Annotated in this window: 17 protein-coding genes; 6 read left to right on the top strand and 11 right to left on the bottom strand. The window is 60.6% G+C overall.

Annotated elements, in window-relative coordinates:
- Positions 1-34: 34 nt before the first annotated feature.
- The 3 genes from rfbD to rfbB are packed head-to-tail and all read right to left on the bottom strand — an operon-like array spanning position 35 to position 2,876.
- Positions 35-925: a dTDP-4-dehydrorhamnose reductase gene (gene rfbD, locus HBO11_RS22400; protein ID WP_169953876.1), complete on the bottom strand. Its 891-nt coding sequence runs from the start codon at positions 923-925 to the stop codon at positions 35-37.
- Positions 922-1,797 carry a glucose-1-phosphate thymidylyltransferase RfbA gene (gene rfbA, locus HBO11_RS22395; protein ID WP_169953875.1) on the bottom strand — a complete coding sequence of 292 codons (876 nt, stop codon included), beginning with the start codon at positions 1,795-1,797 and terminating at the stop codon, positions 922-924. Before rfbA ends, rfbD begins: the two co-directional genes overlap by 4 nt.
- Entirely contained in the window at positions 1,794-2,876 is a 1,083-nt protein-coding gene (gene rfbB, locus HBO11_RS22390) for a dTDP-glucose 4,6-dehydratase (protein WP_169953874.1), read from the bottom strand. Before rfbB ends, rfbA begins: the two co-directional genes overlap by 4 nt.
- 199 nt (positions 2,877-3,075) lie before the next feature.
- On the opposite strand from rfbB, the gene HBO11_RS22385 reads away from it, so the two are divergent.
- The 4 genes from HBO11_RS22385 to HBO11_RS22370 all read left to right on the top strand — a co-directional run bounded on the left by HBO11_RS22385 (position 3,076) and on the right by HBO11_RS22370 (position 8,736).
- Positions 3,076-5,985, top strand: a complete 2,910-nt coding sequence (locus HBO11_RS22385) for an aminotransferase (RefSeq protein ID WP_169953873.1) — start codon at positions 3,076-3,078, stop codon at positions 5,983-5,985.
- 304 nt (positions 5,986-6,289) lie between these two features.
- Positions 6,290-7,168: an N-carbamoylputrescine amidase gene (gene aguB, locus HBO11_RS22380; RefSeq protein ID WP_169953872.1), complete on the top strand. Its 879-nt coding sequence runs from the start codon at positions 6,290-6,292 to the stop codon at positions 7,166-7,168.
- Positions 7,169-7,173: 5 nt separating this feature from the next.
- Complete coding sequence (gene aguA, locus HBO11_RS22375; protein WP_169953871.1) at positions 7,174-8,280, top strand: agmatine deiminase; 1,107 nt, start codon at positions 7,174-7,176, stop codon at positions 8,278-8,280.
- A 243-nt stretch (positions 8,281-8,523) separates the two neighbouring features.
- A complete protein-coding gene (locus HBO11_RS22370) occupies positions 8,524-8,736 on the top strand; it encodes a hypothetical protein (protein WP_169953870.1) in 213 nt (70 codons plus the stop codon).
- Between the two features lie 122 nt (positions 8,737-8,858).
- Here HBO11_RS22370 and HBO11_RS22365 read toward each other — a convergent pair whose 3' ends face one another.
- Positions 8,859-10,931, bottom strand: a complete 2,073-nt coding sequence (locus tag HBO11_RS22365; protein WP_169953869.1) for a TonB-dependent siderophore receptor — start codon at positions 10,929-10,931, stop codon at positions 8,859-8,861.
- Positions 10,932-11,391: 460 nt separating this feature from the next.
- Between HBO11_RS22365 and HBO11_RS22360 the strand changes: the two genes are divergently transcribed.
- On the top strand, positions 11,392-12,687 hold the full coding sequence (locus tag HBO11_RS22360; RefSeq protein ID WP_169863984.1) for an OprD family porin: 1,296 nt from the start codon (positions 11,392-11,394) through the stop codon (positions 12,685-12,687).
- A 74-nt stretch (positions 12,688-12,761) separates the two neighbouring features.
- On the opposite strand, the gene HBO11_RS22355 is transcribed toward HBO11_RS22360, so the two are convergent.
- The 4 genes from HBO11_RS22355 to HBO11_RS22340 all read right to left on the bottom strand — a co-directional run bounded on the left by HBO11_RS22355 (position 12,762) and on the right by HBO11_RS22340 (position 17,102).
- Positions 12,762-14,327, bottom strand: a complete 1,566-nt coding sequence (locus tag HBO11_RS22355) for a M48 family metallopeptidase (RefSeq protein WP_169953868.1) — start codon at positions 14,325-14,327, stop codon at positions 12,762-12,764.
- 12 nt (positions 14,328-14,339) lie between these two features.
- A complete protein-coding gene (locus tag HBO11_RS22350) occupies positions 14,340-14,705 on the bottom strand; it encodes a hypothetical protein (RefSeq protein WP_169953867.1) in 366 nt (121 codons plus the stop codon).
- A 37-nt stretch (positions 14,706-14,742) separates the two neighbouring features.
- Complete coding sequence (locus HBO11_RS22345; RefSeq protein ID WP_169953866.1) at positions 14,743-16,086, bottom strand: CHASE2 domain-containing protein; 1,344 nt, start codon at positions 16,084-16,086, stop codon at positions 14,743-14,745.
- 137 nt (positions 16,087-16,223) lie between these two features.
- The gene (locus tag HBO11_RS22340) at positions 16,224-17,102 is read right to left on the bottom strand and encodes an EamA family transporter (protein WP_169953865.1); all 879 of its coding nucleotides are present in this window, start codon (positions 17,100-17,102) and stop codon (positions 16,224-16,226) included.
- 100 nt (positions 17,103-17,202) lie between these two features.
- Between HBO11_RS22340 and HBO11_RS22335 the strand changes: the two genes are divergently transcribed.
- Positions 17,203-17,985 carry a helix-turn-helix transcriptional regulator gene (locus HBO11_RS22335; protein ID WP_169953864.1) on the top strand — a complete coding sequence of 261 codons (783 nt, stop codon included), beginning with the start codon at positions 17,203-17,205 and terminating at the stop codon, positions 17,983-17,985.
- Positions 17,986-18,054: 69 nt separating this feature from the next.
- On the opposite strand, the gene HBO11_RS22330 is transcribed toward HBO11_RS22335, so the two are convergent.
- The 3 genes from HBO11_RS22330 to HBO11_RS22320 form a co-directional block, all read right to left on the bottom strand.
- Positions 18,055-20,463, bottom strand: coding sequence for a TonB-dependent receptor (locus HBO11_RS22330; protein WP_262381091.1), 2,409 nt, complete (start codon positions 20,461-20,463; stop codon positions 18,055-18,057).
- Between the two features lie 112 nt (positions 20,464-20,575).
- Positions 20,576-21,523: a FecR domain-containing protein gene (locus HBO11_RS22325; RefSeq protein ID WP_262381090.1), complete on the bottom strand. Its 948-nt coding sequence runs from the start codon at positions 21,521-21,523 to the stop codon at positions 20,576-20,578.
- Positions 21,523-22,023, bottom strand: coding sequence for a sigma-70 family RNA polymerase sigma factor (locus HBO11_RS22320; protein ID WP_169953863.1), 501 nt, complete (start codon positions 22,021-22,023; stop codon positions 21,523-21,525). The genes HBO11_RS22325 and HBO11_RS22320 overlap by 1 nt, the downstream gene beginning before the upstream one ends.
- Positions 22,024-22,234: the final 211 nt, after the last annotated feature.

Here is a 22,234-nt window from a genome sequence, read left to right as displayed (position 1 = left end):
TAGGTCTGCGCCTGAGGGTACAGGCGCATTATGCCTAGTGCTGCTGTGCAAGACACTCGCGCAATGCTTCGCGCCACTGCGGTTGGCCGACTTGCCATTGTTGTTGCAGGCGGCTGCAATCCAGGCGCGAGTTCAACGGGCGCTTGGCGGGCGTTGGGTAGTCACTGGCGGGAATCCCTTCCAGCTCGGCGCACGCCTTGCCTTCGGCCAGCAGGTGCTCGCCAATGGCCTGGGCAAAGCCGAACCATGAGGTCTCGCCCTGGGCCGTCAGGTGATAGACACCCCAGTCTGCGGCCTGGCCGGCCTGCCAGCGCTCGATCAGGGCACGGGTGCTGTTGGCGATGGTCCCGGCCCAGGTCGGCGCGCCGATCTGGTCGGCGACGATGCGCATCTGCGGCTTTTCCTGGAGTAGGCGCTGCATGGTCAGCAGGAAGTTCTTGCCGTGGCTCGAATACACCCAGCTGGTACGCAGGATCAGGTACTGACCGCCCACCGCCGCAATGGCCTGCTCGCCCGCCAGCTTGCTCTGGCCGTAGACACCCAAGGGGTTGGGCACATCGTCTTCGGTGTAGGGCGCGGGCTTGCTGCCGTCGAACACATAGTCGGTGGAGTAGTGGATCAACGGAATGCCCAGGGCCTTGGCTTCTTCGGCGAGGATGCCGGGCGCCGTGGCATTGATCGCGAAGGCTACATCGGGCTCGTTCTCGGCCTGGTCGACAGCGGTATGCGCCGCCGCGTTGATGATCAGCCCCGGGCGATGGCTGCGTACCTGTTGGCGGATCTGCTCGGGGTTGGCCAGGTCGAGCTGGTCGCGACCGAGCACGACCAGTTCACCCAGGCCCTGGAGCCGCTGTTGCAGTTCACGGGAAACCTGGCCGTGCTGGCCGGTGATGAGGATTTTCAACGGTGTCCCGCTCCCAGTCATTTGGTTTCCCCGGCGAGGGTGAACAGGTACTGGCCATAGCCTGTCTTGCCAAAGTATTTGGCCCGCTCAAGCAAATGGTCGCGATCGATCCAACCGTTCTCGTAGGCGATTTCTTCGAGGCAAGCCACTTTCAGGCCCTGCCGATGCTCAATGGTCTGAACATAGATCGAGGCTTCCAGCAGGCTGTCATGGGTGCCGGTATCGAGCCAGGCAAAACCACGGCCGAAACGCTCGACATGCAGGTCGCCACGCTTGAGGTAGGCATTGTTGACGTCGGTGATTTCAAGTTCGCCGCGTGGTGATGGCTGGACGGCCTTGGCGATCTTGACCACATCGTTGTCATAGAAGTACAGGCCGGTCACGGCATAGCTGGACTTGGGCTTGGCGGGTTTTTCCTCGATGGAAAGGGCGCGGCCTTCACCATCGAAATCAATCACCCCGAAGCGCTCCGGATCCTTGACCCAGTAGCCGAACACTGTGGCGCCGGTTGGGCGTTTGGCAGCGGTGCGCAGTTGCTCGCTGAAGTGTTGGCCGTGGAAAATGTTGTCACCCAGGATCAGGCATACCGGGTCATTGCCGATGAACGCTTCGCCGATCAGGAAGGCTTGCGCCAAGCCGTCTGGCGAAGGCTGCTCTGCGTAGCTGATCTGCACGCCGAACTGGCTGCCGTCGCCCAGCAGGTTGCGGTATTGCGGCAAGTCCACGGGCGTGGAGATCACGAGGATCTCCTTGATTCCGGCGAGCATCAGCACGGAAATCGGGTAGTAGATCATCGGTTTGTCGTACACCGGCAGCAACTGCTTGGAAACCCCCAGGGTAATGGGGTGCAGGCGCGTCCCGGAGCCACCGGCCAGTACGATTCCCTTCATCATGCAATCAGGTCCTTCGCATCGGTGTTGCCGAGGCGCTCGCCCTGATAACTGCCGTCCTGGACCCGGCGGCACCATTGCAGGTTATCGAGGTACCACTGCACGGTCTTGCGCAGGCCGGTCTCGAAGGTTTCTTCCGGGACCCAACCCAGCTCGCGCTCGATCTTGCTGGCATCGATGGCGTAGCGCTGGTCGTGGCCTGGGCGATCCTTGACGAAGGTGATCAGGTCGCTGAACTGGGCAACGCCGGCCGGACGCTGTGGCGCCAGCTCTTCGAGCAGCGCACAGATGCCACGCACCACGTCGATGTTCTTCTGCTCGTTGTGCCCGCCGATGTTGTAGGTCTCGCCTACCACACCTTCGGTGACCACTTTGAGCAGCGCACGGGCGTGGTCTTCGACATACAGCCAGTCGCGCACTTGCAGGCCATCGCCATATACCGGCAGCGGCTTGCCTGCCAAGGCATTGAGGATCACCAGCGGGATCAACTTCTCGGGGAAGTGGAACGGCCCGTAGTTGTTCGAGCAGTTGGTCAGCAGTACCGGCAAACCATAGGTACGCTGCCAGGCACGGACCAGGTGGTCGGACGCCGCCTTGCTCGCGGAATAAGGCGAACTTGGCGCGTAAGGCGTGGTTTCGGTGAACAGGTCATCCACGCCATGCAGGTCGCCATACACTTCGTCGGTGGAGATGTGATGGAAGCGGAAGGCGCTCTTGGCCGGCTCTGCCAGCTGTTGCCAGTAGGCACGAGTGGCCTCAAGCAGGCTGTAGGTGCCGACGATGTTGGTCTGGATAAAGTCCGACGGGCCGTCGATGGAGCGGTCGACATGGGACTCGGCCGCCAGGTGCATGATGGCCTGGGGCTGGAAACGCGCCAGCACTGCGCTGACGGTGGCCTGGTCGATGATATCGGCCTGGACGAACTCATAGCGGGTGTTGGTCGCGATGCTGGTCAGCGACTCAAGATTGCCGGCGTAGGTCAGTTTGTCGAGGTTGAGAACTTCATGTTCAGTGTTTTGAATCAAATGGCGGATCAGTGCGGAACCGATAAAACCGGCGCCACCGGTAACAAGAATACGCATGTCGAGAGGCCTTTTCCTTAGACGGACATTGAGCGAATGGGGCATAGCTTGCGGGCTTGCGATGGGGCGTGCAAGGGGCGGTGGTCAGATTGGCCCAGCTTGCGTGCTTTAAAGAAGACAATCTCAATGGGGTCGGGGTTGCATCTGACCTATTAACAATGGCGATATAAGCGCCCAACAAAAAACCAGGGACCGTCACATGCTGCTCGATACATTGATCCATCGCACCCGTTTGCCGTGCCCGCAGGTCAGCGCGGAGCAAGCCTTGCAGTTGCTTGAGCAGCATTACGGCCTCAGCGGCACCCTGCAGTCCCTGGGCAGCCAGCAAGACCTCAATTACCGCGTCGACAGCGATCGTGGCCGCTTCGTCCTGAAAATCTGCCGGGGTGAGTACGCCGCCGTTGAGCTGCACGCCCAGCACGCCGCTCTTGAGCACTTGCAGGCACACGCCGGCGTCCGGGTGCCCAAGGTCATCAGCACCCTCGGCGGCGAGCAACTACTGAGCGTGACGCTGGCCGGGCAGGCCTTGCACCTGCGGTTGCTGGACTATATCGAAGGCCAGCCGCTGACCCACCTGCCGCATCTGGGCCGCGCGTTGATCACAGGTTTTGGCCGGCTGTGCGGGCAGATGAGCCAGGCATTGGCCGATTTTGCGCACGCGGGCCTGGAGCGCACCCTGCAATGGGACCCGCGACATGCCCGGGAGCTGATCAGCCATTTATTGTCGACGCTCGACAACCTGCCGCAGCGCGCGGTCCTGGAGCGGGTCGCGGTAGAGGTCGAGCAGCGCCTGCGGCCCTTGGTCGATCAGTTGCCCTGGCAGGCCGTGCATATGGATATCACCGACGACAATGTGGTGTGGCAGCGCGATGCCGAGCGGCATTGGCAAGTGCAGGGTGTCATTGATTTCGGCGACCTGGTGCACACCTGGCGGATTGCGGACTTGTCGGTGACCTGTGCCGCTTTGCTGCACCACGCCGAGGGCGACCCGTTTGCGATCCTGCCGGCGATCCGGGCCTGTCACGCGTTGACCCCTTTGCAACCCCAGGAGTTGCAGGCGCTGTGGCCGCTGATCGTGGCCCGTGCGGCGGTCCTGGTGCTGAGCAGTGAACAGCAGCAGCGCCTGGACCCGGATAACACCTACCTGTTGAAGAATGCCGAGCACGAGTGGGAAATCTTCCAGGTTGCCACCTCGGTGCCGTTTGAGTTGATGGAGGCGGCGATCCAGGCGTGCGTCGGTGCAACCCCCAAACCAGTGGCCAGCGAAGGCTTCGCCCCGCTGCTGCCGGGCCTGGTGGGGCGCGAGTTCGCGCTGATTGACCTGGGTGTGCTCAGTGAACATTTCGAAGCCGGAAACTGGGAAACCCCTGGCATCGACCAACATTTATTGCAGCAGGCCGCAACGGTCCATGGCTTGGCGGCCAGTCGTTATGGTCAGTATCGCTTGTCCCGCACGCGTCCGGACTGCGCGAGCGAACCGCAAACGTTCGCCCTGCACGTTGAACTGTATGTGCCCCAGGGCAGCGTCGTAGAGGCGCCGTTCGCCGGCATCCTGCGCAGCACTGCCGATGGCGTATTAAGTCTGCATAGCGCGCAACTGAATGTACGGCTGCTGGGCCTGAAAAATGCGTTGCAACCCGGCGCCGCGGTGCTCAAGGGCCAGGTCCTGGGGGAGGCGGGCGGGGCATTGACCGTGCAACTGTGCCGGGTTGACCTTGATCCGCCACTGTTTTGCACACCGTCCCGCGCTGCGGCCTGGCAGGTGTTGTGCCCCTCGCCGGCGACACTGCTGGGCCTTGCCTGTGACGCCGAGCCGGAGCTGGATCCAGAAGCCTTGCTGGCCCGACGCGACGCCAGCTTTGCGCGCTCGCAAAAGCACTATTACGTCGACCCGCCGCGCATCGAACGCGGCTGGCGCAACCATCTGATCGACATGCAGGGCCGCTCGTATCTGGACATGCTCAACAATGTCGCGGTGCTGGGCCACGGCCATCCACGCATGGCCCAGGTGGCGGCGCGGCAGTGGTCGCTGCTCAATACCAACTCGCGCTTTCATTACGCCGCGATTGCCGAGTTCTCCGAGCGGCTGCTGGCGCTGGCGCCCGAGTCCATGGACCGGGTGTTCCTGGTCAACAGTGGCACCGAAGCCAACGACCTGGCGATCCGCCTGGCCTGGGCCTACAGCGGCGGGTGCGACATGCTCAGTGTGCTGGAGGCCTATCACGGCTGGTCGGTGGCGGCCGATGCGGTGTCCACCTCAATCGCCGACAACCCTCAGGCCTTGAGCAGCCGGCCGGATTGGGTGCACCCCGTGACCGCGCCCAATACCTATCGCGGCCAATTCCGTGGCCCGCACAGTGCGCCGGATTACGTGCGCAGCGTGGAGCACAACCTGGCGAAGATCGCCGCCAGGCAGCGCCAGTTGGCGGGTTTTATCTGCGAGCCGGTGTATGGCAATGCCGGTGGCATCTCCCTGCCGCCGGGCTATTTGCAGCAGGTGTATGCCCTGGTGCGTGCCCAGGGTGGGGTGTGCATCGCCGATGAAGTGCAGGTCGGCTACGGCCGCATGGGCCACTTCTTCTGGGGTTTTGAAGAACAGGGCGTGGTGCCGGACATCATCACCATGGCCAAAGGCATGGGTAACGGCCAGCCCCTTGGCGCCGTGATTACCCGCCGGGAAATCGCCGAAGCGCTGGAGGCCGAAGGGTATTTCTTCTCGTCCTCGGGGGGCAGCCCGGTGAGTTGCCGGATTGGTATGGCGGTGCTGGATGTGATGGAGCAAGAAAAGCTTTGGGAAAACGCCCAGGTGGTCGGCGGGCACTTCAAGGCGCGGCTGGAGGCGTTGATCGAGCGCCATCCCCTGGTGGGGGCGGTGCATGGCTCGGGCTTCTATCTGGGGCTGGAGTTGGTACGGGATCGGCAGACCCTGGAGCCGGCGACGCAAGAAACCGCCAAGCTGTGTGATCGCTTGCGTGAGTTGGGGATTTTCATGCAGCCGACCGGGGACTATCTGAACATCCTCAAGATCAAGCCGCCGATGGTCACGTCTAAACGCAGTGTGGATTTCTTTGTCGACATGTTGTCGAAGGTGTTGGATGAAGGGTTGTAAACACCTTTCTATGAGTTGAAATGAGATCACCCCTGTGGGAGCGGGCTTGCTCGCGAAAGCGGTGTATCAGTGACAGATTTGTAGACAGACACACCGATTTCGCGAGCAAGCCCGCTCCCACAAGGGTGATGGGGTTTCAGACGTTAACCCGATTGTTATCGGGAATATTTTGAATTTTTTAGACGGTTGGATGTTTGCAAGCTTTAAAAGCCGATTTTTATCCGCTATAAAGTCGCCCAGCATTCCCCTTTCTGTCATCGGCCCCGGTTATCCTGGCCGCTGACCACCGCCCAGGAGATGATTCATGAGCCGTATCGTTACCGTCGCCGCTACCCAGATGGCTTGTTCCTGGGACCTCGAAGCCAATATCGAGACCGCTGAAAAGCTGGTCCGTGAGGCCGCAGCCAAAGGCGCGCAGATCATCCTGATCCAGGAACTGTTCGAAAGCCCGTACTTCTGCCAGAAGCCAAACCCGGACTATCTGCAACTGGCAACCCCGGTTGCAGAAAACGTGGCCATCAAGCACTTCCAGAAAATCGCCAAGGAACTGCAAGTGGTGCTGCCGATCAGCTTCTTCGAGCTGGCCGGCCGTGCGCGGTTCAACAGCATCGCGATCATCGACGCCGACGGCTCCAACCTCGGGATTTATCGTAAAAGCCACATCCCGGACGGCCCTGGCTACCACGAAAAGTACTACTTCAACCCGGGCGATACCGGCTTCAAAGTGTGGAACACCCGCTACGCGAAAATCGGCGTGGGCATCTGCTGGGACCAGTGGTTCCCGGAATGCGCCCGCAGCATGGCGTTGCAAGGCGCGGAGATCCTGTTCTACCCGACCGCCATCGGCAGCGAGCCACACGACAAGACCATCTCGTCCCGTGACCACTGGCAGCGCGTGCAACAAGGCCATGCCGGCGCCAACCTGATGCCGCTGATCGCCAGCAACCGCATCGGCAACGAAGAGCAGGACGGCTACGACATCGACTTCTACGGCTCGTCGTTCATTGCCAACCAGTTCGGCGAAAAAGTCCAAGAGCTCAACGAAACCGAAGAAGGCATCCTGGTGCACAGCTTCGACCTCGATGAACTGGAGCACATCCGCAGCGCGTGGGGCTCGTTCCGTGACCGCCGGCCGAACCTGTACGGCGCGCTCAAGACCCTCGACGGTTCCCTGGAGTCCTGATCGCCATGACCACTTTGCACAGCACGCCTCGCGCTGACGGCTTCTATATGCCAGCCGAGTGGGCACCCCAGACCCAGGCCTGGATGATCTGGCCCGAGCGCCCGGACAACTGGCGCCTGGGCGGCAAACCGGCGCAGGCGGCCCACGTGGCAGTGGCCAAGGCCATTGCGCGTTTTGAGCCGGTGACGGTTGCGGTTTCCGCCGGTCAGTACGAAAACGCCCGGGCGCGCCTGGATGTGCCGAATATCCGGGTGGTGGAGATGTCCAGCGACGATGCGTGGGTACGCGACAGCGGGCCGACCTTCGTGATCAATGACCACGGCGAAGTCCGTGGCGTGAATTGGGACTTCAATGCCTGGGGCGGGTTTGACGGTGGCCTGTATGCGCCGTGGAACCGCGACTCCCAGGTGGGCGGCAAGATCCTCGAGATCGAGCGCAGCCCGCGTTATCGCACCGAGGGTTTTGTGCTCGAAGGCGGTTCGATTCACGTCGACGGTGAAGGCACCCTGATCACTACCGAGGAATGCCTGCTCAATCGCAATCGCAACCCCCATCTGGGCCGCGAAGAGATCGAAGCGGTCCTGAGCGCCAACCTGGCTGTGGATAAGATCATCTGGCTGCCCGACGGTCTGTTCAACGACGAAACCGACGGCCATGTGGATAACTTCTGCTGCTACGTGCGCCCGGGTGAAGTGTTGCTGGCCTGGACGGACGATCCGCAAGACCCGAACTATGCACGCTGCCATGCTGCCATGGACGTGCTGCAAAACAGCACCGACGCCAAGGGCCGCGCGTTTATCGTGCATAAAATGCCGATCCCGGGGCCGTTGTACGCCACTGAGGAAGAATGCGCCGGTGTCGACCCGGTGGACGGCTCCCAGGAGCGTAATCCGACCGTGCGTCTGGCCGGTTCCTACGTCAACTTTCTGATCGTCAACGGCGGCATTATCGCGCCGAGTTTTGATGACCCGCTGGACAGGCGCGCCCAGGAAATCCTCCAGGGCCTGTTCCCGCAGCATGAAGTGGTGATGGTGCCGGGCCGTGAACTGTTACTGGGTGGCGGCAATATCCATTGCCTGACTCAACAACAGCCCGCGCCGCACAAAAACTGAGTGCAGTTGTAACAGGCAATTTCGCTGCACCTCGGCTGATTGCCGGCAAGTGCGCCGGGTAATAACAGCAAGCCCATGGCCCGTCGGGGTCGTGGGCTTTTTTGTGTCCGCAGGCCTATAAACCGGACGCTTTGGCACAGCTCTTGTATCGGCGTTGTGACAGTGCTCGGGGTTTGTGACTGCGCAGTTCTGTCATAAACCTTGAGTAAGTTAGCCGCTCAAGCAGTAGGAGAGAGCGCTGAAATGAACGCCGATATCAACCTGGTCTATACACGCGCGCCCCATCCTTCGGTCGTGCGAGGTGACGCGATTCACACGCTGGCACTTTGGTTGAAGGCAAACGGCTCACGCCGGATCCGGCAGGCGGATCCACGCAGGGTGATGAGTGAGCGCTACCCGCTGGGGTTGTTCAGTGAGGATGAAGTGCAGGTGCTGTGCGAATTGATCCAGGACTGACGGACGCTGATATCCAAATGTGGGAGAGGGCTTGCCCGCGATAGCAGTGTGTCAGTTGATGCATATGTGACTGATACACCGCTATCGCGGGCAAGCCCGCTCCCACAGGAACTGCATGTGGGTTAGAAGTTGTACGTCCCCGTCACCACCAGGCTGCGCGGGTCGCCAAACTGGATCTGGTTGGCGCTGGTCGCCGACGCGTAGTACGTCTTGTCGCTGATGTTGTTCAGCGCCGCCCTCACATCCCAGTCCTTGTGCCGGAACCCGGCCAGGGCGTCCCAGCGGCCATAGCCCGGCAACACCACGGTGTTGGCGTTATCGGCATAACGATCACCCACCAGGGTCAGGCCGGTTTCGGCGTACCAGCCCATCTCCGGTTTCCAGGTGACGAACAGGCTGGCGTTGCGCTTGGCCACGTCGCTGATGCGCTTGCCTTCAAAGCCATTGTTGTCTTTCACCACCTTGGCATCCTGCACGCCGACGCCACCGCGCACATACCAGTTGCCGACGATTTTGCCGGTGGTGGTCAGCTCGATACCACGGGAGCGCTGGATTCCGCTGAGCAGGGTGATCAGCGGGTTCTCCGGGTCGCGGGTGCGGCGGTTGTACAGTTCCAGTTCATACACGGCGAGGGTGGTGCTCAGGCGGTCGTCGAGCCAGTCGCTCTTGACCCCGATTTCCTTTTGCTTGGTCAGCTCGGGGCTCAGGTCATTGGTATTGCCCGTGGCATTCGGGGTGATGCCGATCAGGCCGCCGCCGGTGGGGGAAAACGTCTTGCTCCACGACGCGTAGAACGAATGGTTCTCCAGCGGCGTCCACACCACGCCCAGCCGTGGGCTGGTGTTGTGGCTGTCGACGGGTTGCCGGATATTGGTGATCTTATTGGTGGTTTCTACTTCAAAACGGTCGTAGCGCAAACCGGCGAGTACTTGCCACTGATCGTTCAGGCGCAGTTGGTCCTGCACATACAGCCCCTGGCTTTCGACTTCGGTGTGGTTGTTGCTGGAGATCCTCATCGGCCCGGTATGGCTCAGGTGCCGGTTGGGGTGGTTCAGATCGAGGCCGGGCACTGTTGCCGTTACCGCGCTGTACAACTTCGGATCACGGCGCTGGCTGCCCAGCTCCACGCCGGTCAGCAGGCGGTGTTCCAGGCCAAAGGTATTGAAGCCCCCTTCGAGCTCGACGTTATTGAATACGTTGCGCGTCGTCAGGTCCTGCTGCCAGCGCTGGCGCCCGACGGTGTTGGTCTTGGGGTCGTAGCCGGTCAGGTAGGTGTTGTCGAAATCACTGTCGAGCTTGAACACACCCAGGGTGTGACGCAGTTGCCAGCTGTCGTTGAGTTCATAGGCGAGTTTGGAGCGCAGGGACTGGGTGGTGTCGTCGATATAGTCCCGTGGGTCGCCGTAGGTAGTGTCGCGGCTCACATCGGCCGGGCGCCCGCGCACGCCAGGGATGCCCCGGTCCGGGGTGCGGTCGTAGCGGCTGTATTCGTATTGCACCAGCCAGTTCAGTTGCGGGGTCAGTTGCCAGCTCATTGACGGGGCGAATAATTTACGGTTGCCGCTGATGCCATCGCGAAAGCTATCGGTGTCTTCGTTACCCATGTTCAGGCGCAGGCTGATGTTTTCGGTCGGGTCGGCGCTCAAGTCGGTGTACAGGCTGCGCAGCCCGTTCGTGCCGCCCTGGGCCTCGATGCTGGAGGCGCGCCCGGCCTGGGGCAGCTTGCTGACGCGGTTGACGATCCCGCCTTGGCCACCACGGCCGTACAACACCGCGGCGGGGCCCTTGAGCACATCGATGCGCTCGATGTTGTGCAGGTCGCGCACGTATTGGCTGTCGTCGCGGATGCCATCGAGGTAGAAGTCGCTGCTGGCCTCGAAGCCGCGGATGCGCAAGCTGTCGAAGCGTGTGTCGGCGCCGCTGCTGACGTTGGGGATGCCACTCAACGCCTGGCCCAGGTCGTTGGTGCCGTAGGCGCGCAGGTTCTCGGTCTTTACCGAGTCGATCGCCTGGGGCACGTAGCGCACCGGCGTACTTGTGCGCGTGGCGGTGTTGGTGTCTTTGACGCGTGGGTCGTCTTCGTCAGCTTCGGCGCTGATGGCGGTGGCGGGCAGGGTGGTCGCGGCGCAGGCAAATCCGGCGCACAGCAGTGCAGAAAGCCCAAGGGTCATGGGCGTCAGGCGAGAGGCAGGCATCTAGGGGCGCATCCGTAAGAGGGAGGGTAAATAACGCGCGAATGATAATGCTTGCTATTTGCGCGCGTGATTTATTCTTACGCTGCCTGCTCGGGCATTTGTTACAAAATGTGTTTTCGAGGGAATTTTACGCATCAATGGAAAATGCGTTACCCACCAGCGGCTTATTCACACGATGAATTGGCCGAGCGTATATATCGCGTAAATAATGGCTAAATAATATCGCTTAGACTTTTTTTGCCTAAATACAGACGATTCACTAAATTGACACGCGGTTCAGGGCGCGGATAGGATTCGCCTCAACGCCTGTGGCTAACCGCCATGACTTCTCTATAAAAAAGGCCCGCGGCATATTCGGTCGTCCGCGGGCCTTTTTTTATCCGGGGAAAGTCGATACCAAAAAAGCCAAATGGAGCCAGGTGTCACAGCGCGTACTCAACCAGTAATAAGGAATAAAAAAATGTTGAATAAACGGATGGGTCTGATTGCTCTGGGGATTTTGAGCGCTACTCAGGCAATGGCAAACGACCAGGAGCAATCCAAAGGCTTCGTGGAAGACAGCCACTTGAACATCGCGGCGCGTAATGCGTATATCAGCCGCGACTACAAAGACGGTGGTAAAGATAAAGCCGAGTGGGGCCAAGGCTTCATCGGTAAGTTCGAGTCCGGCTTCACCCAAGGTACCGTGGGTGTGGGTGTGGACGTGATCGGCCAATACGCCATCCGTCTGGACGGTGGTAAAGGTCGCAGCGGCGCTGGCGGCATCAACTTCTTCAAGCAAGGCGACAGCGGCGCAGCACCACACGACCTGGCCAAGGGCGGCGCAGCCGTCAAGGCACGCATCTCCAACACTGTGCTGAAGTACGGTGACCAGATGCCAGCCGTGCCGGTCCTGCAGTACGACAACTCCCGTCTGTTGTCGGAAACCTACACCGGTACCTCGATCGTCTCCAAAGAGATCAAGGGTCTGGAGCTGCAAGGTGGTTACTTCACCAAGGAAGCCCAAAAAGGCGCCGAAGGCACCGACAGCGGCAACCTGAAAAACATCGCCTACCTGGGCGGTAGCTACAAATTCACCGAAAGCCTGTCGGCCGCGCTGTACGCATCCGACATGGAAGACGTGCTGAAGAAGCAATACGTCAACGTCAACTACGTGCTGGCCCTGCCACAAGAGCAGTCGCTGACTTTTGACTTCAACGGCTACAAGACCAAGCTGGACAAGAGCTTCGCCCAGCTGACCCAAGGTGATGCTGACGCCCGCGACAACAAGATCTGGAGCCTGGGCGCCACTTGGGCCTTCGGTCCGCACAGCCTGACCCTGGCTCACCAGCGCAGCACCGGTGACACCGGCTACATGTACGGCGGCTACCGTAACAACACCAAGGGTAGTGGTATCGGCGACGGTGGTAACACCATCCTGCTGGCCAACTCCTACTGGTCTGACTTCAACGGTAAAGACGAGCGCTCCTGGCAGGTCGGCTACGGCATTGACTTCAGCACCTTCGGCGTACCGGGCCTGACCTACAACATCGCTTACGTGCGTGGCACCAACATCGACGACGGTAGCAACCGTGGCGATGGCACCGAGCGTGAAATCTTCAACCAGTTCAAGTACGTAGTACAGAGCGGCCCGGCTAAAGACCTGAGCCTGCGTGCCCGTGCCTCCTGGTTGCGTGTTTCGACCAACGCCAACAACTACAACGTTGGTGGTAACGAAATCCGCCTGTTCGCCGACTACCCGATCAACGTGTTCTAAGATCGTGCGTCGTGCCTGATACCAGGCAATAAAAAACCCCGACTTGTCGGGGTTTTTTTATGGCTGCCTAAACCCTACGCCTTGACCTGCGCCAACTTCTGGCAGTTGGCCTTGCGCGCCGGGTACTGCCCGCATTTGCGCAACACGCTTTGCACCTGCTGGGTGTTCTGCAGTTGCTGGTTGGCCAATAGCTTCTCGGTGATAAACAGCTCCTCCGAACCCAGGTGACGCTCGGCCGTGTCGATCATTGCCAGGGCGGCCTTGCCGTCGCCGCGCTTGAGGTAGTAGCTGATCATCAAGTCATAGGTCGAAGGCCCGGCCAGGGACCAGTCCTTGATCGCCTGCAATTCTTTGAGGGCATCGGCATTTCTACCCTGGGCCAGGCGCACGGCGTAGGCGGTGCGGCGGATGTTCGGCTGGTCCTTGACCGGCGAGCTCAAGGCGCGCCGGATAAACGCATCGGCCTCGGGCACCTTGTTTTTGGCCAGGGCGGCGGTGGCGGCGTAGGCGTCCTTGTAACCCTGCATGGCCTTGGCCACAGGCGCGGCGTCACGCACCTTCGGCCAGCTCGTGGTGTTGACCCGGGCGCGGCGCTCCTTGCGGTACTCGCGTTGCAGGTATTGGCGCAGCTCGGTGTCCCGGTCGATGGCGGACATGTGGGAGCGGTTGAAGTAATCGGTGGTGGCGGTGATGGTATTGGTCAGGCCGTCCTTGACCAGCACGTCCAGCTCCTTGGTAAAGCGGTCGAGGTTGAACTGCTGCAATGAATCTTGCATCGCGTCCTTGCGGGCGGTGAGAAAGCCCGTCAGCAGCGGCTTTTGCTTGCCTTGGAAATCATTCAGGCGCTCCAGGCTGTGGGTGGCCGCACGGGGCGCGTAGCCGGCCCGGATCATCAGGTCGGTGCCGAGCAAATCTGCCTGGTCTTCCTGGCTGCGGCCCCAGGCAGTACTCCAGACGTTGTCGGAAAAACTGTTGGCCAGCGAGGTATACAACACGGTATTGCCGATGGTTTTTTGCGTGCCGGCCGGGTCCTTGCTGAACAGTTTCATGGTGCCCGAACTGCGGTCCACCCCGGTGTTGGCCGCCACGGTTGCCAGGGCCACGGTGGAGGCCACGGTGGTGAACATGTCCTTCTGCTGTTGGAAGGCAGCGGCACGATCATGGTGGTGCAGCAGCACGTGGCTCATTTCGTGGCCGAGCATGGCGGCGATTTCGTCTTCGCTGCCGACGTTCTCCAGCATGCCCAGGGGCACGAAGATATTGCCGTACGGGTCCGCCGACGGTCCGAAGCTGTAGCTGTCGGTGATCTTCACCTGCAACAGCGGCAACTGCCCCGGCCAGCCCTTGGACAGGCGCGTGACGATGCCCTGCAAGTACACCTGCAACATCGGGATATCCACCAGGTTCTGCTGGCGCGCCTCGGCCGCAGGCACGGTGCGCCCGTCGTAACTCAAGCGCTGCTGGCCCGCGCGTTGCGGGTCGAGCTTGTAGTACTGGCGCACGTCGGCGTTGTCCACGTAGTGGCCTTCGACGCGCGACTGGGTCGACGGCCCCACCAGGTTCAGAAACGCCTGGTCTGCACCCTTCAAGGTGGCGCAGCCGCTGAGCAATGCACTGGCCAGCAATAGATATCCCTTCACCGCGGTACTCCCTTATTGATTGCAGCCGGCACCGTAGCCGAGGGTGGACTTGTTGTTACTGTCCTTGGCCAGGCTTTGGGGCATGAGCTGGCACGGCAGCTTTGTGACATTCAGGGGCGGGTCGATTCGCAGGTCCCTGGTGTCCAGCCAGACTTTCTGCCCAGCCAGCTCCACCAGGACCAACTCCAGCTCCTTGTTGAGTTGCAACACCTGAACGGGTTGCTTGGGTGTGTCTTTGCGGGCGATTTCCCGCAGCAGCTTGCCCTGCTCGTCCACCACCTCCACCGGGTCGGCCAGGAATTCCTTGATGACGTGGGTTTCGGCCAGCACACCCTGGCTGTAGAGCGCGGCGAGTAACACGATGAGGATTCTGTTCATCCTTGGTTTCCTTGAGTGAGACGACATGGCGGCACCCTCAGCGGCCACGGTCGAAGAAAGCTTCGATCCGCTCGCTGAACAGCGCCAATGACAACAAAACAATCCCCAGTACGTTGACCAGGGTGATGTGGTTCAGATACAGCACCCCGCACACCACCAGCAGCATCAGCATCACCAAACCCCACGACGGATAGGGCGAGGTGAAGAAGCGGATCTCCTGCCTGCGCCAGCGAGTCCAGGTATGCAGGCCGGCCAGACGCCGGGCATGCAGGGCCTTGAGCACGATAATCAGCGCCAGCAGCCCAAGCTCCAGCACGTCCACCCAGTGCAGGTTCCAACCGGGGAAATTGGCCGGCTCGCGCTCGTAATCCATGCCCTTGTTGATCAGGTTGTCCAAGGCCATGGCATGCAGGTAAACCCCAGGAATCAGGCCATGCACGGGTGATTGCACCACGTCGCCGGTTGAGGTGATGCTGGCCCCGACCATCACCAGCCGATCGCGCAGCAACCCGGCCACCAGCGCCTGATCCTCCGGCGAACTGACCTCCAGGTCGCTGGCCGACAAGGTCAGGCTATAAGGGCAGCGGGCCTGGGCTGAGTCGTCCAGTTTCCAGAACACCGCCTGGAGCAACTGCGCCACCCAATCCAGTACAAAGTTGCGCGGCGCTGCGCAGTGGCGAATATCGGCGATCTGTGCCTGCTCGGGCGCCAGCTTCAAGCCCCACTGCACGGCGATTGGCTGCAAGCGTGAGGCCGCCTCGGCATCTTCGGGCAGACCCGTGCAGTGAGCGTCCTTGCAGAATTGGCGGTACATCGCCAGGGCTGGGGTTTCCATCACCCCCAGGGCGGTCGGCATCGCCAGCGGGTACTTGTCGTCCACACCGTCCCAGACCACCAGCCCCGGCTGGCTGAACGCGGCAAACTGCTCGAGGGTATTGGCCTGCCCATTCTCGCCCCGCGTCACCCCGGTATTGGCCAGCAGCAGGGGAATGCCCCGGCGCTGATAGCGCTCGAACACATTCGCCAACAACTGGCTGCCGCGCGTCGGATCGCCCAGGGAGTGATCGTGGCTGTACAGCAAATCCACAAACACCGCCTTGGGTTTGTAGGCCAGCAAGCGCTTGAACAACTTGCTCTGCTCGCTATACGGCATCGGCCACGAGGTGTTGTTGCGCATCAGGTAGGCGTCGTCGATCAACACCACGGTGATATGTTGCTGGCCGGTGCCGGGGTAATTGCTGGAGAACATCCGGTTGAGCCACTGGGCGGATGCCTTGTCACTGGAACTGGCCAGGCCGAAGGGGTCGAGCACCGCTAGCAACACGATAAAAAACGCGAGCAAATAGCGACGACGATTAAAAAGCGGGGGGTTCTTCGACATCCATGTCTCGATAAAAAACGGCGGGTGCTGTTGGGGGCAGGTTTCCCGCAGCGAATGCATGGGGTTTTAAAGGACGGGGAGGGGGGTGTCAATTAGAAATATGGCTAAGTGCCATCTGGCGCCCGCCGCCCTCGGCATCAAGCGGCAGATGACGTCCCCGCCGGGCGCGATTTCACCAGCCCCACGGCCAATGCAGACAAAATCAGCGCAATCGAGATCCCCTCGTTGAGATCGACCCGATGCCCCAGCAACAGCATGGAACCGGTGACGCCAAACACCGGGATCAGCAGCGACAACGGCGCCACCTTGGAGACCGGGTACTCGCGCAGCAGCAGGTTCCAGCCCCAGTAACAAAAGTGCGTGGCCGCATACACCTGGAATAACAGCGAGAACACCGTCAGCCACTCCATATGGGTGACCAGCGCAGTGAACGGCGCCGATCCATGGGCCAGCCACGTCAGCAGCAGCAACGGAAGCGGCGGGAACAGGCTGGCCCACACCACAAAGGCAAACATCTCGCGCACTTTTGATTGCTTGATGATGACGTTGCCCACACTCCAACTGAACGCACTTACCAGCAGCAGGCCGTAACCCAGGGTTGTCGCCTTGCCCGGACTGCTGGCGATAATGCCGATCAGTCCTACAGCCGCCAGCCCCACTCCGAGGATCTGGCCTACGCTCAGTTGCTCGCGAAACAACAACACTCCCCAACCCAGGGTAAAAAAGGCACTGAACTGGATCAACAAGGCTGCCGTACCTGGCGGCACACCCCATTCAATCCCCAGGTTGATCAAGGCCCACATCGCCACCCCGAAGATCAAGCCATAGGCCACCAGCCACTTCATCGCCACCGCCGGACGCCGCACAAAAAACACCCACGGCAACGCCGCCAGCGTAAAGCGCAGGGCGGTCAGCAACAGCGGATCGACCCCCGCCAGCCCGAGCTTGGTAATCGGAAAATTCAGCCCCCAGACAGCCGTCACCAACACGGCCAGGACCAAGTGTTTCTTTTGCATAGTGTTCTGATTCCTGTGTGCGTCAGCCAAGGCGCAACTATGCGCAATAGGTGAGGTGGCTCGCTTGCACTATCAGGTCATAAATCATTAAATTCGGGCCATGCGCGAAACTGACATCGACCCTTACGAAAACACCCCCCGTGACGCCGTGGTCACGGCCAACGACTATGCCGACGGCCAGCACTTTGCGTTGCATACCCATCGGCGCGGGCAATTCGCCTACGCCGCCTGCGGCGTGATCACCGTCTTCACCCAACAGGGCAACTGGGTGGTGCCACCCCACCGTGCCATCTGGGTCCCGGCGGGCGTACCCCACGAGATGAGCATGAGCGGCCCGGTGACCATGCTCAACACCTATATCCGCACCCATGCCGTAACCCGCCTCAACCTGCCCGCGCAGTGCCAGGTGTTCGGCGTATCGACGTTGCTGCGCGAACTGCTGAGCCGCGCCATCGATGTACCGGCGCTGTACGAAAAGGACCATCTGCACGGCCGCCTGATGACCCTGCTGCTCGACGAAATAGCCGACATGCGCCCCCTGTCACTCAACGCCCCACTCCCCAACGACCCCCGGCTGGCCGACATCTGCCGCCACCTGCTGGAACAGCCATCACTGGAAACCAGCATCGACGACATGACCCAACGCCTCGGCATGAGCCGCCGCACCTTCACCCGCTTGTTTCGCCAGCAGACGGGCATCAGCTTTGTGGAATGGCGCCAGCAAGCGTGCCTGTTGGCGGCGGTGGTCAGGTTGGGGAATGGGGAGTCGGTGACAAGGGTGGCGATTGATTTGGGGTATAGCAGCTCGAGTGCGTTTACGAGTGTTTTCAGGCGGGTGCTGGGGGAGGTGCCGAGTCGGTATTTTGCGAAGAACGTGCCTTGAGGTATCACACCTGTCAAGCGCGACAATACCGTGTACAAGCAGGGTATTGTCGTTTTCAACGGCTGCGCCTTACATGCTCCACCTCATGGTCACCGCCACGTTACGTGGGTCGCCAAAGAGGTTCGCGCCGGCAGGGTTACTGATGCTTTGGTAGTAGCGCTTGTCGAACACGTTGTTGAGGTTGGCTTGTACCTTGAGGTTTTTGTTCACGTTGTAGCCAGTCATCAGGTCGAAGATGCTGTAGCCGCCCTGAGTAACGCCGAACGAGGTATAGGTGCTGCTCTGGCTGCGCAATGAACCGCCAATGGACCATTTTTCCAGGTCGCCCGGCAGTTGGTAAGTGGTGGACAGTTTGAGCAAGTTGTACGGCGTGTCGCTGTCGAAGCGGCCGCTGCCGCCCTTGACGTTCTTGGCGGCGGCATAGGTGTAGCCTGCCGAGGCCTGCCAGCCACGAGCGAGCATGCCCTGCAGCTCCATGTCGACACCTTTGGTCTGCACTTCACCGGACGCTACCGAGCAAGACGCGACCCCCGGCAAGCACGTGTCCAGGCTTTGGGCGCGGTTCTCCTGAGTCAGCTGGAAATAGGCCACGCTGGCGTTCAAGGCACCCTCGAAGTATTCGCCTTTGATCCCGACCTCACGGTTGGTGCCCGTGACTGGCGGCAGCAGGCTGCCGTAGTAATTCACGTTGGCCTGGGGCTGGAAGATTTTTGTCCAACTGGTGTACACCGAGTAGGTGTCGTTGATGTCGTAGATCAGGCCGGCATAGGGGGTGTATTCGCGCGTAGCCTTGTAGTCGGCGCCGAACGTGTATTCACCGGAAATGGTGTTCTGTTCGTACTCGTACCAATCCAGGCGTGAGCCGAGGATCAGTTTCAAGTCATCGCGCAGGTGCAAGCGCGTGGTGGCGTAGGTGCTGTACTGATCGACCTGGCCTTTGCGCGACCAGTTGTAGTTGATGGCGGGTTTATCTACGCCGTGATAGTCGAAATTGGACGGGTCGAGCACGACGTTCGGGTCGTTGAGGAAGCCGCCGCCGGGACCATCGTCGGTGTTATCGGTGCGATAGCTGGCGCCAAGCACCAGTTCGTGGGTGGCGCCGAAGAGGATGAAGGGCCCGGAAACGTAGCCGTCGACGCTTTTTTGCGTGTGTTGGTAGGTGTATCGGCCCACGTTCAGGTTCAGTTGGTCGGCTGCGGGGTCCAGTCGGTAGAAACTGGTGCCGAGCATGTCCAGGTCGCCTCGCAACCAGGTGGTGTTCAGGCGCAGTTTCCAGTCGTTGTCAAAACGGTGTTCGAGTTCGGCAAAGGCACTGGTGTTTTTCTTGTTCCAGTAGGTCCACTTCGGGCTCATGCGCGTCGAGCGGGAGATGGGCAGGAACGTGCCATTGGCTTTGGTTGGTATGCCCGACCAGTCGGCCCCTGGGTTGTCTTCGCGGTTGTAGTACGCGCCCAGGGTCAGGGTAGTGGCTTCGCTCAGGTCAAATTCAGTGATGCCGTACAGCAACTGGCGCTTGCTGCTGTAGCCATCGGTAAAGCTGTCTTTGTCCTGAAAGGCGCCGACCACACGCCCCCTGATCGAGCCGCTGGAATTGAGTGCGCTGCTGGCATCGAGTTCGGTGCGGTAGTTGTCCCACGAACCGGCACCTACGGTCACCGATACTTGTGGCTCGACGGTCGGGCGTTTGCGGATCAGGTTGAGCGTGCCGGACGGGTTGCCGGCACCGATCATCAGGCCCGACGCACCGCGCACCACCTCGACCCGGTCGAACATCGCCATTGTCGAGGTGCCGAGAGTGTCGGTGTCATATGCCACGGGTAGGCCATCGATCATGATGTTGTCGATGGCCGAGCCACGCGAGTAGAACTGCGGGCGTTCGCCGCCGGTCTTGCGCATGGTCAGGCCCGGGGTGTAGGTCGAAATGTCCTCCAGGGACTGCATGTTCTGATCATCCATGCGCTGGCGGGTGATGACCGTTACTGATTGCGGCGTCTCGCGCATCGAGGTGGCCAGTTTGGTCGCGGTGCTCATGGAACCTGTGGTGTAGGAACCGGTACCTTCGGTCGTTGCGTCCAGGCTCTGCCCTGAGATGCTGGTTGTGCCGAGTAGCACCGCTGATTCGTTATGGCCAGCAATTAACACAAAGCCCCCGTTGCCTTGGCGTTGCGCCAGTAATCCGCTGTTTGCCAACAGGCGCGATAACCCCTCCTCGATGCTGTAGGTGCCAGTAAGGCCCGCGGTAGAAAGGCGGCGTGTTTGCTCGGTGTCGAATGAAATAGTGACCCCTGCTTGCACCCCAAACCGGGTCAGGGCGCTACCCAGCGGGCCTGCAGGAATCTGGTAAGTCTTTAGGCTCTGGGCCAGCACCGGCAGCGGCATCAGTGCCAAACCCGGCAACCCGGCGAGGGACATGCCAAATACTGCAAAGCGTATGGCGCGCGTTATCTTGGGAGTGACATTGAGGGGGAGCGGGAGCATTCGTTGATCCTTGCGTTGTCATGGCAGAAACCCGCTGTTATCGCGGCTTATGTCATTGACGGATGAGAATCAAAATCAGCAAGGTCGTTGGGCAAGAATCAACACCAGGGGATTATGCCGGCTCGATGCTGACCCAATACCGGGTCAGATAGCTCACCTTAACGGGTAGGGTTTTGCTCAAGTTTTCCAACACCGTATCGGTGTCATCGATACGGAACGCGCCCGAGATACTCATGCCCCGTACAGACGCGGCACAGCGCAATACGCCTGGACGATAGCGACCCAGCTCTTCGATAAAGTCTCCCAGGCGCCAGTCATCCACACTCAACATCCCCTGGACCCACGCAGTTGAGCCCGCGGGTAATGGGCGCACCTTGTGGACTTCATCGCGACTGAAAGCCACTTGCTGCCCGGCTTCCAGGCGCAGCGTCCGCTCGACATGCTGACTTGGGCATACCTGCACAGCCGATTGCAGTACGCCGACGAGTGTTTGCTCAGGCAATTGACGGACGCTGAACCGGGTACCCAGCGCGCGTACGCTGCCCTCGCCGGTTTGAACGATAAACGGACGCAGGGCGGGGTCTTTGGCGGTCTGAACCTCAATCTCACCACTGTATAGCTGGATCACGCGCTGTTTTGAGTCAAAGCGGACATCCAGGGCGGTGCCGGCATTCAGTTCCAACTGCGAGCCATCGTCAAGCTGCAGCGTGCGACGCTCACGGGTCCCGGTGCGTTGTTGAGCGAGCATCGAGCGGTACGGTATCTGGTCCGCCGCCATCCAAGTACAGCCGCCAGCGGCCACCAGCATGCCAAGCAGTTTCAGAACATCACGGCGCTGTGTCTTCGCTGCGTCCAGGCTGGAGAGGGCGGCTCGCCTGGGCATCAACGCCCATTGCCGTTGAAGCGTTTCGACCCTTTCCCAGGCTTGCGAGTGCAGTGGGTCGGACGTTATCCAAGCCTGCCAGGCCTGGGTTCTGGCTTCATTGACCGTACCGTCATTGAGTTGCACGTACCAGGTAGCCGCAGCCTCGAGCGTCTTGAGATCCAGAGAGGAGGTCATCAACTGTCGACCAGCAACAGGCAACGGGTCATGGCACGAATCAAGTGATTTTTGACCGTCGTCACTGACACCTCGAATCGCTCAGCTGCTGCAACATAACTCAGCCCTTCCAGTTGCACGGCGAGAAAAATCTCCCGAGTCCTGGTGCCCAACTCATCGAGCAGGCTATCGACGGCAACCAGCATTTCGATGATCGACAACCGTATCTCTGGTGAGACATCCACAGGTTCTGGCCTTTGAGCCAGCGCGTGCAGATAAGCCTGCTCAATAGTGCGGCGGCGGGCCTTATCGATCAGAAGAGAACGCGCAATGGCACTGAGATAACCTCGAGGCTCGCGGATCGGCGCGTCATTGCGGGCCGTCATGACCCGCACAAACGTGTCCTGAGCCAGATCCGAAGCATCGGCGGCATTGCCCAGGCGGACTCGCAACCAGCCTTTCAGCCAGCTGTTGTGTTCGCTATACAGCTGATGAAGAGCTGATTGATCAAGCGCTGACATGAGCGTGCCACCGATGCGTAAATGGTAATCGCTCTCATTGTCGTGATGGCATGATTTTTATGCAAGAGACTTTTCTGCGCCAGGGAGGGAAGGGTGTGGACATTTTGTGGGGGGGGGCACAAACCCGAACCCCAGAAACAACAAAGCCCCCACATTTCTGTGGGGGCTTTGTTTTGTATGGTGCGGCACCAGACGAACGGTAGGTTTCATC

Source organism: Pseudomonas sp. WS 5010 (assembly GCF_012985565.1).
Taxonomy (GTDB): Bacteria; Pseudomonadota; Gammaproteobacteria; order Pseudomonadales; family Pseudomonadaceae; genus Aquipseudomonas.
This window is presented reverse-complemented; position numbering and strand designations above follow the sequence as displayed.

Bases quoted from the DNA above. Each gene is read 5' to 3' on its own strand.
- rfbD (WP_169953876.1), bottom strand. From the start codon at position 925: ATGACTGGGAGCGGGACACCGTTGAAAATCCTCATCACCGGCCAGCAC.
- rfbA (WP_169953875.1), bottom strand. From the start codon at position 1,797: ATGATGAAGGGAATCGTACTGGCCGGTGGCTCCGGGACGCGCCTGCAC.
- rfbB (WP_169953874.1), bottom strand. From the start codon at position 2,876: ATGCGTATTCTTGTTACCGGTGGCGCCGGTTTTATCGGTTCCGCACTG.
- HBO11_RS22385 (WP_169953873.1), top strand. From the start codon at position 3,076: ATGCTGCTCGATACATTGATCCATCGCACCCGTTTGCCGTGCCCGCAG.
- aguB (WP_169953872.1), top strand. From the start codon at position 6,290: ATGAGCCGTATCGTTACCGTCGCCGCTACCCAGATGGCTTGTTCCTGG.
- aguA (WP_169953871.1), top strand. From the start codon at position 7,174: ATGACCACTTTGCACAGCACGCCTCGCGCTGACGGCTTCTATATGCCA.
- HBO11_RS22370 (WP_169953870.1), top strand. From the start codon at position 8,524: ATGAACGCCGATATCAACCTGGTCTATACACGCGCGCCCCATCCTTCG.
- HBO11_RS22365 (WP_169953869.1), bottom strand. From the start codon at position 10,931: ATGCCTGCCTCTCGCCTGACGCCCATGACCCTTGGGCTTTCTGCACTG.
- HBO11_RS22360 (WP_169863984.1), top strand. From the start codon at position 11,392: ATGTTGAATAAACGGATGGGTCTGATTGCTCTGGGGATTTTGAGCGCT.
- HBO11_RS22350 (WP_169953867.1), bottom strand. From the start codon at position 14,705: ATGAACAGAATCCTCATCGTGTTACTCGCCGCGCTCTACAGCCAGGGT.
- HBO11_RS22345 (WP_169953866.1), bottom strand. From the start codon at position 16,086: ATGTCGAAGAACCCCCCGCTTTTTAATCGTCGTCGCTATTTGCTCGCG.
- HBO11_RS22340 (WP_169953865.1), bottom strand. From the start codon at position 17,102: ATGCAAAAGAAACACTTGGTCCTGGCCGTGTTGGTGACGGCTGTCTGG.
- HBO11_RS22335 (WP_169953864.1), top strand. From the start codon at position 17,203: ATGCGCGAAACTGACATCGACCCTTACGAAAACACCCCCCGTGACGCC.
- HBO11_RS22330 (WP_262381091.1), bottom strand. From the start codon at position 20,463: ATGCTCCCGCTCCCCCTCAATGTCACTCCCAAGATAACGCGCGCCATA.
- HBO11_RS22325 (WP_262381090.1), bottom strand. From the start codon at position 21,523: ATGACCTCCTCTCTGGATCTCAAGACGCTCGAGGCTGCGGCTACCTGG.
- HBO11_RS22320 (WP_169953863.1), bottom strand. From the start codon at position 22,023: ATGTCAGCGCTTGATCAATCAGCTCTTCATCAGCTGTATAGCGAACAC.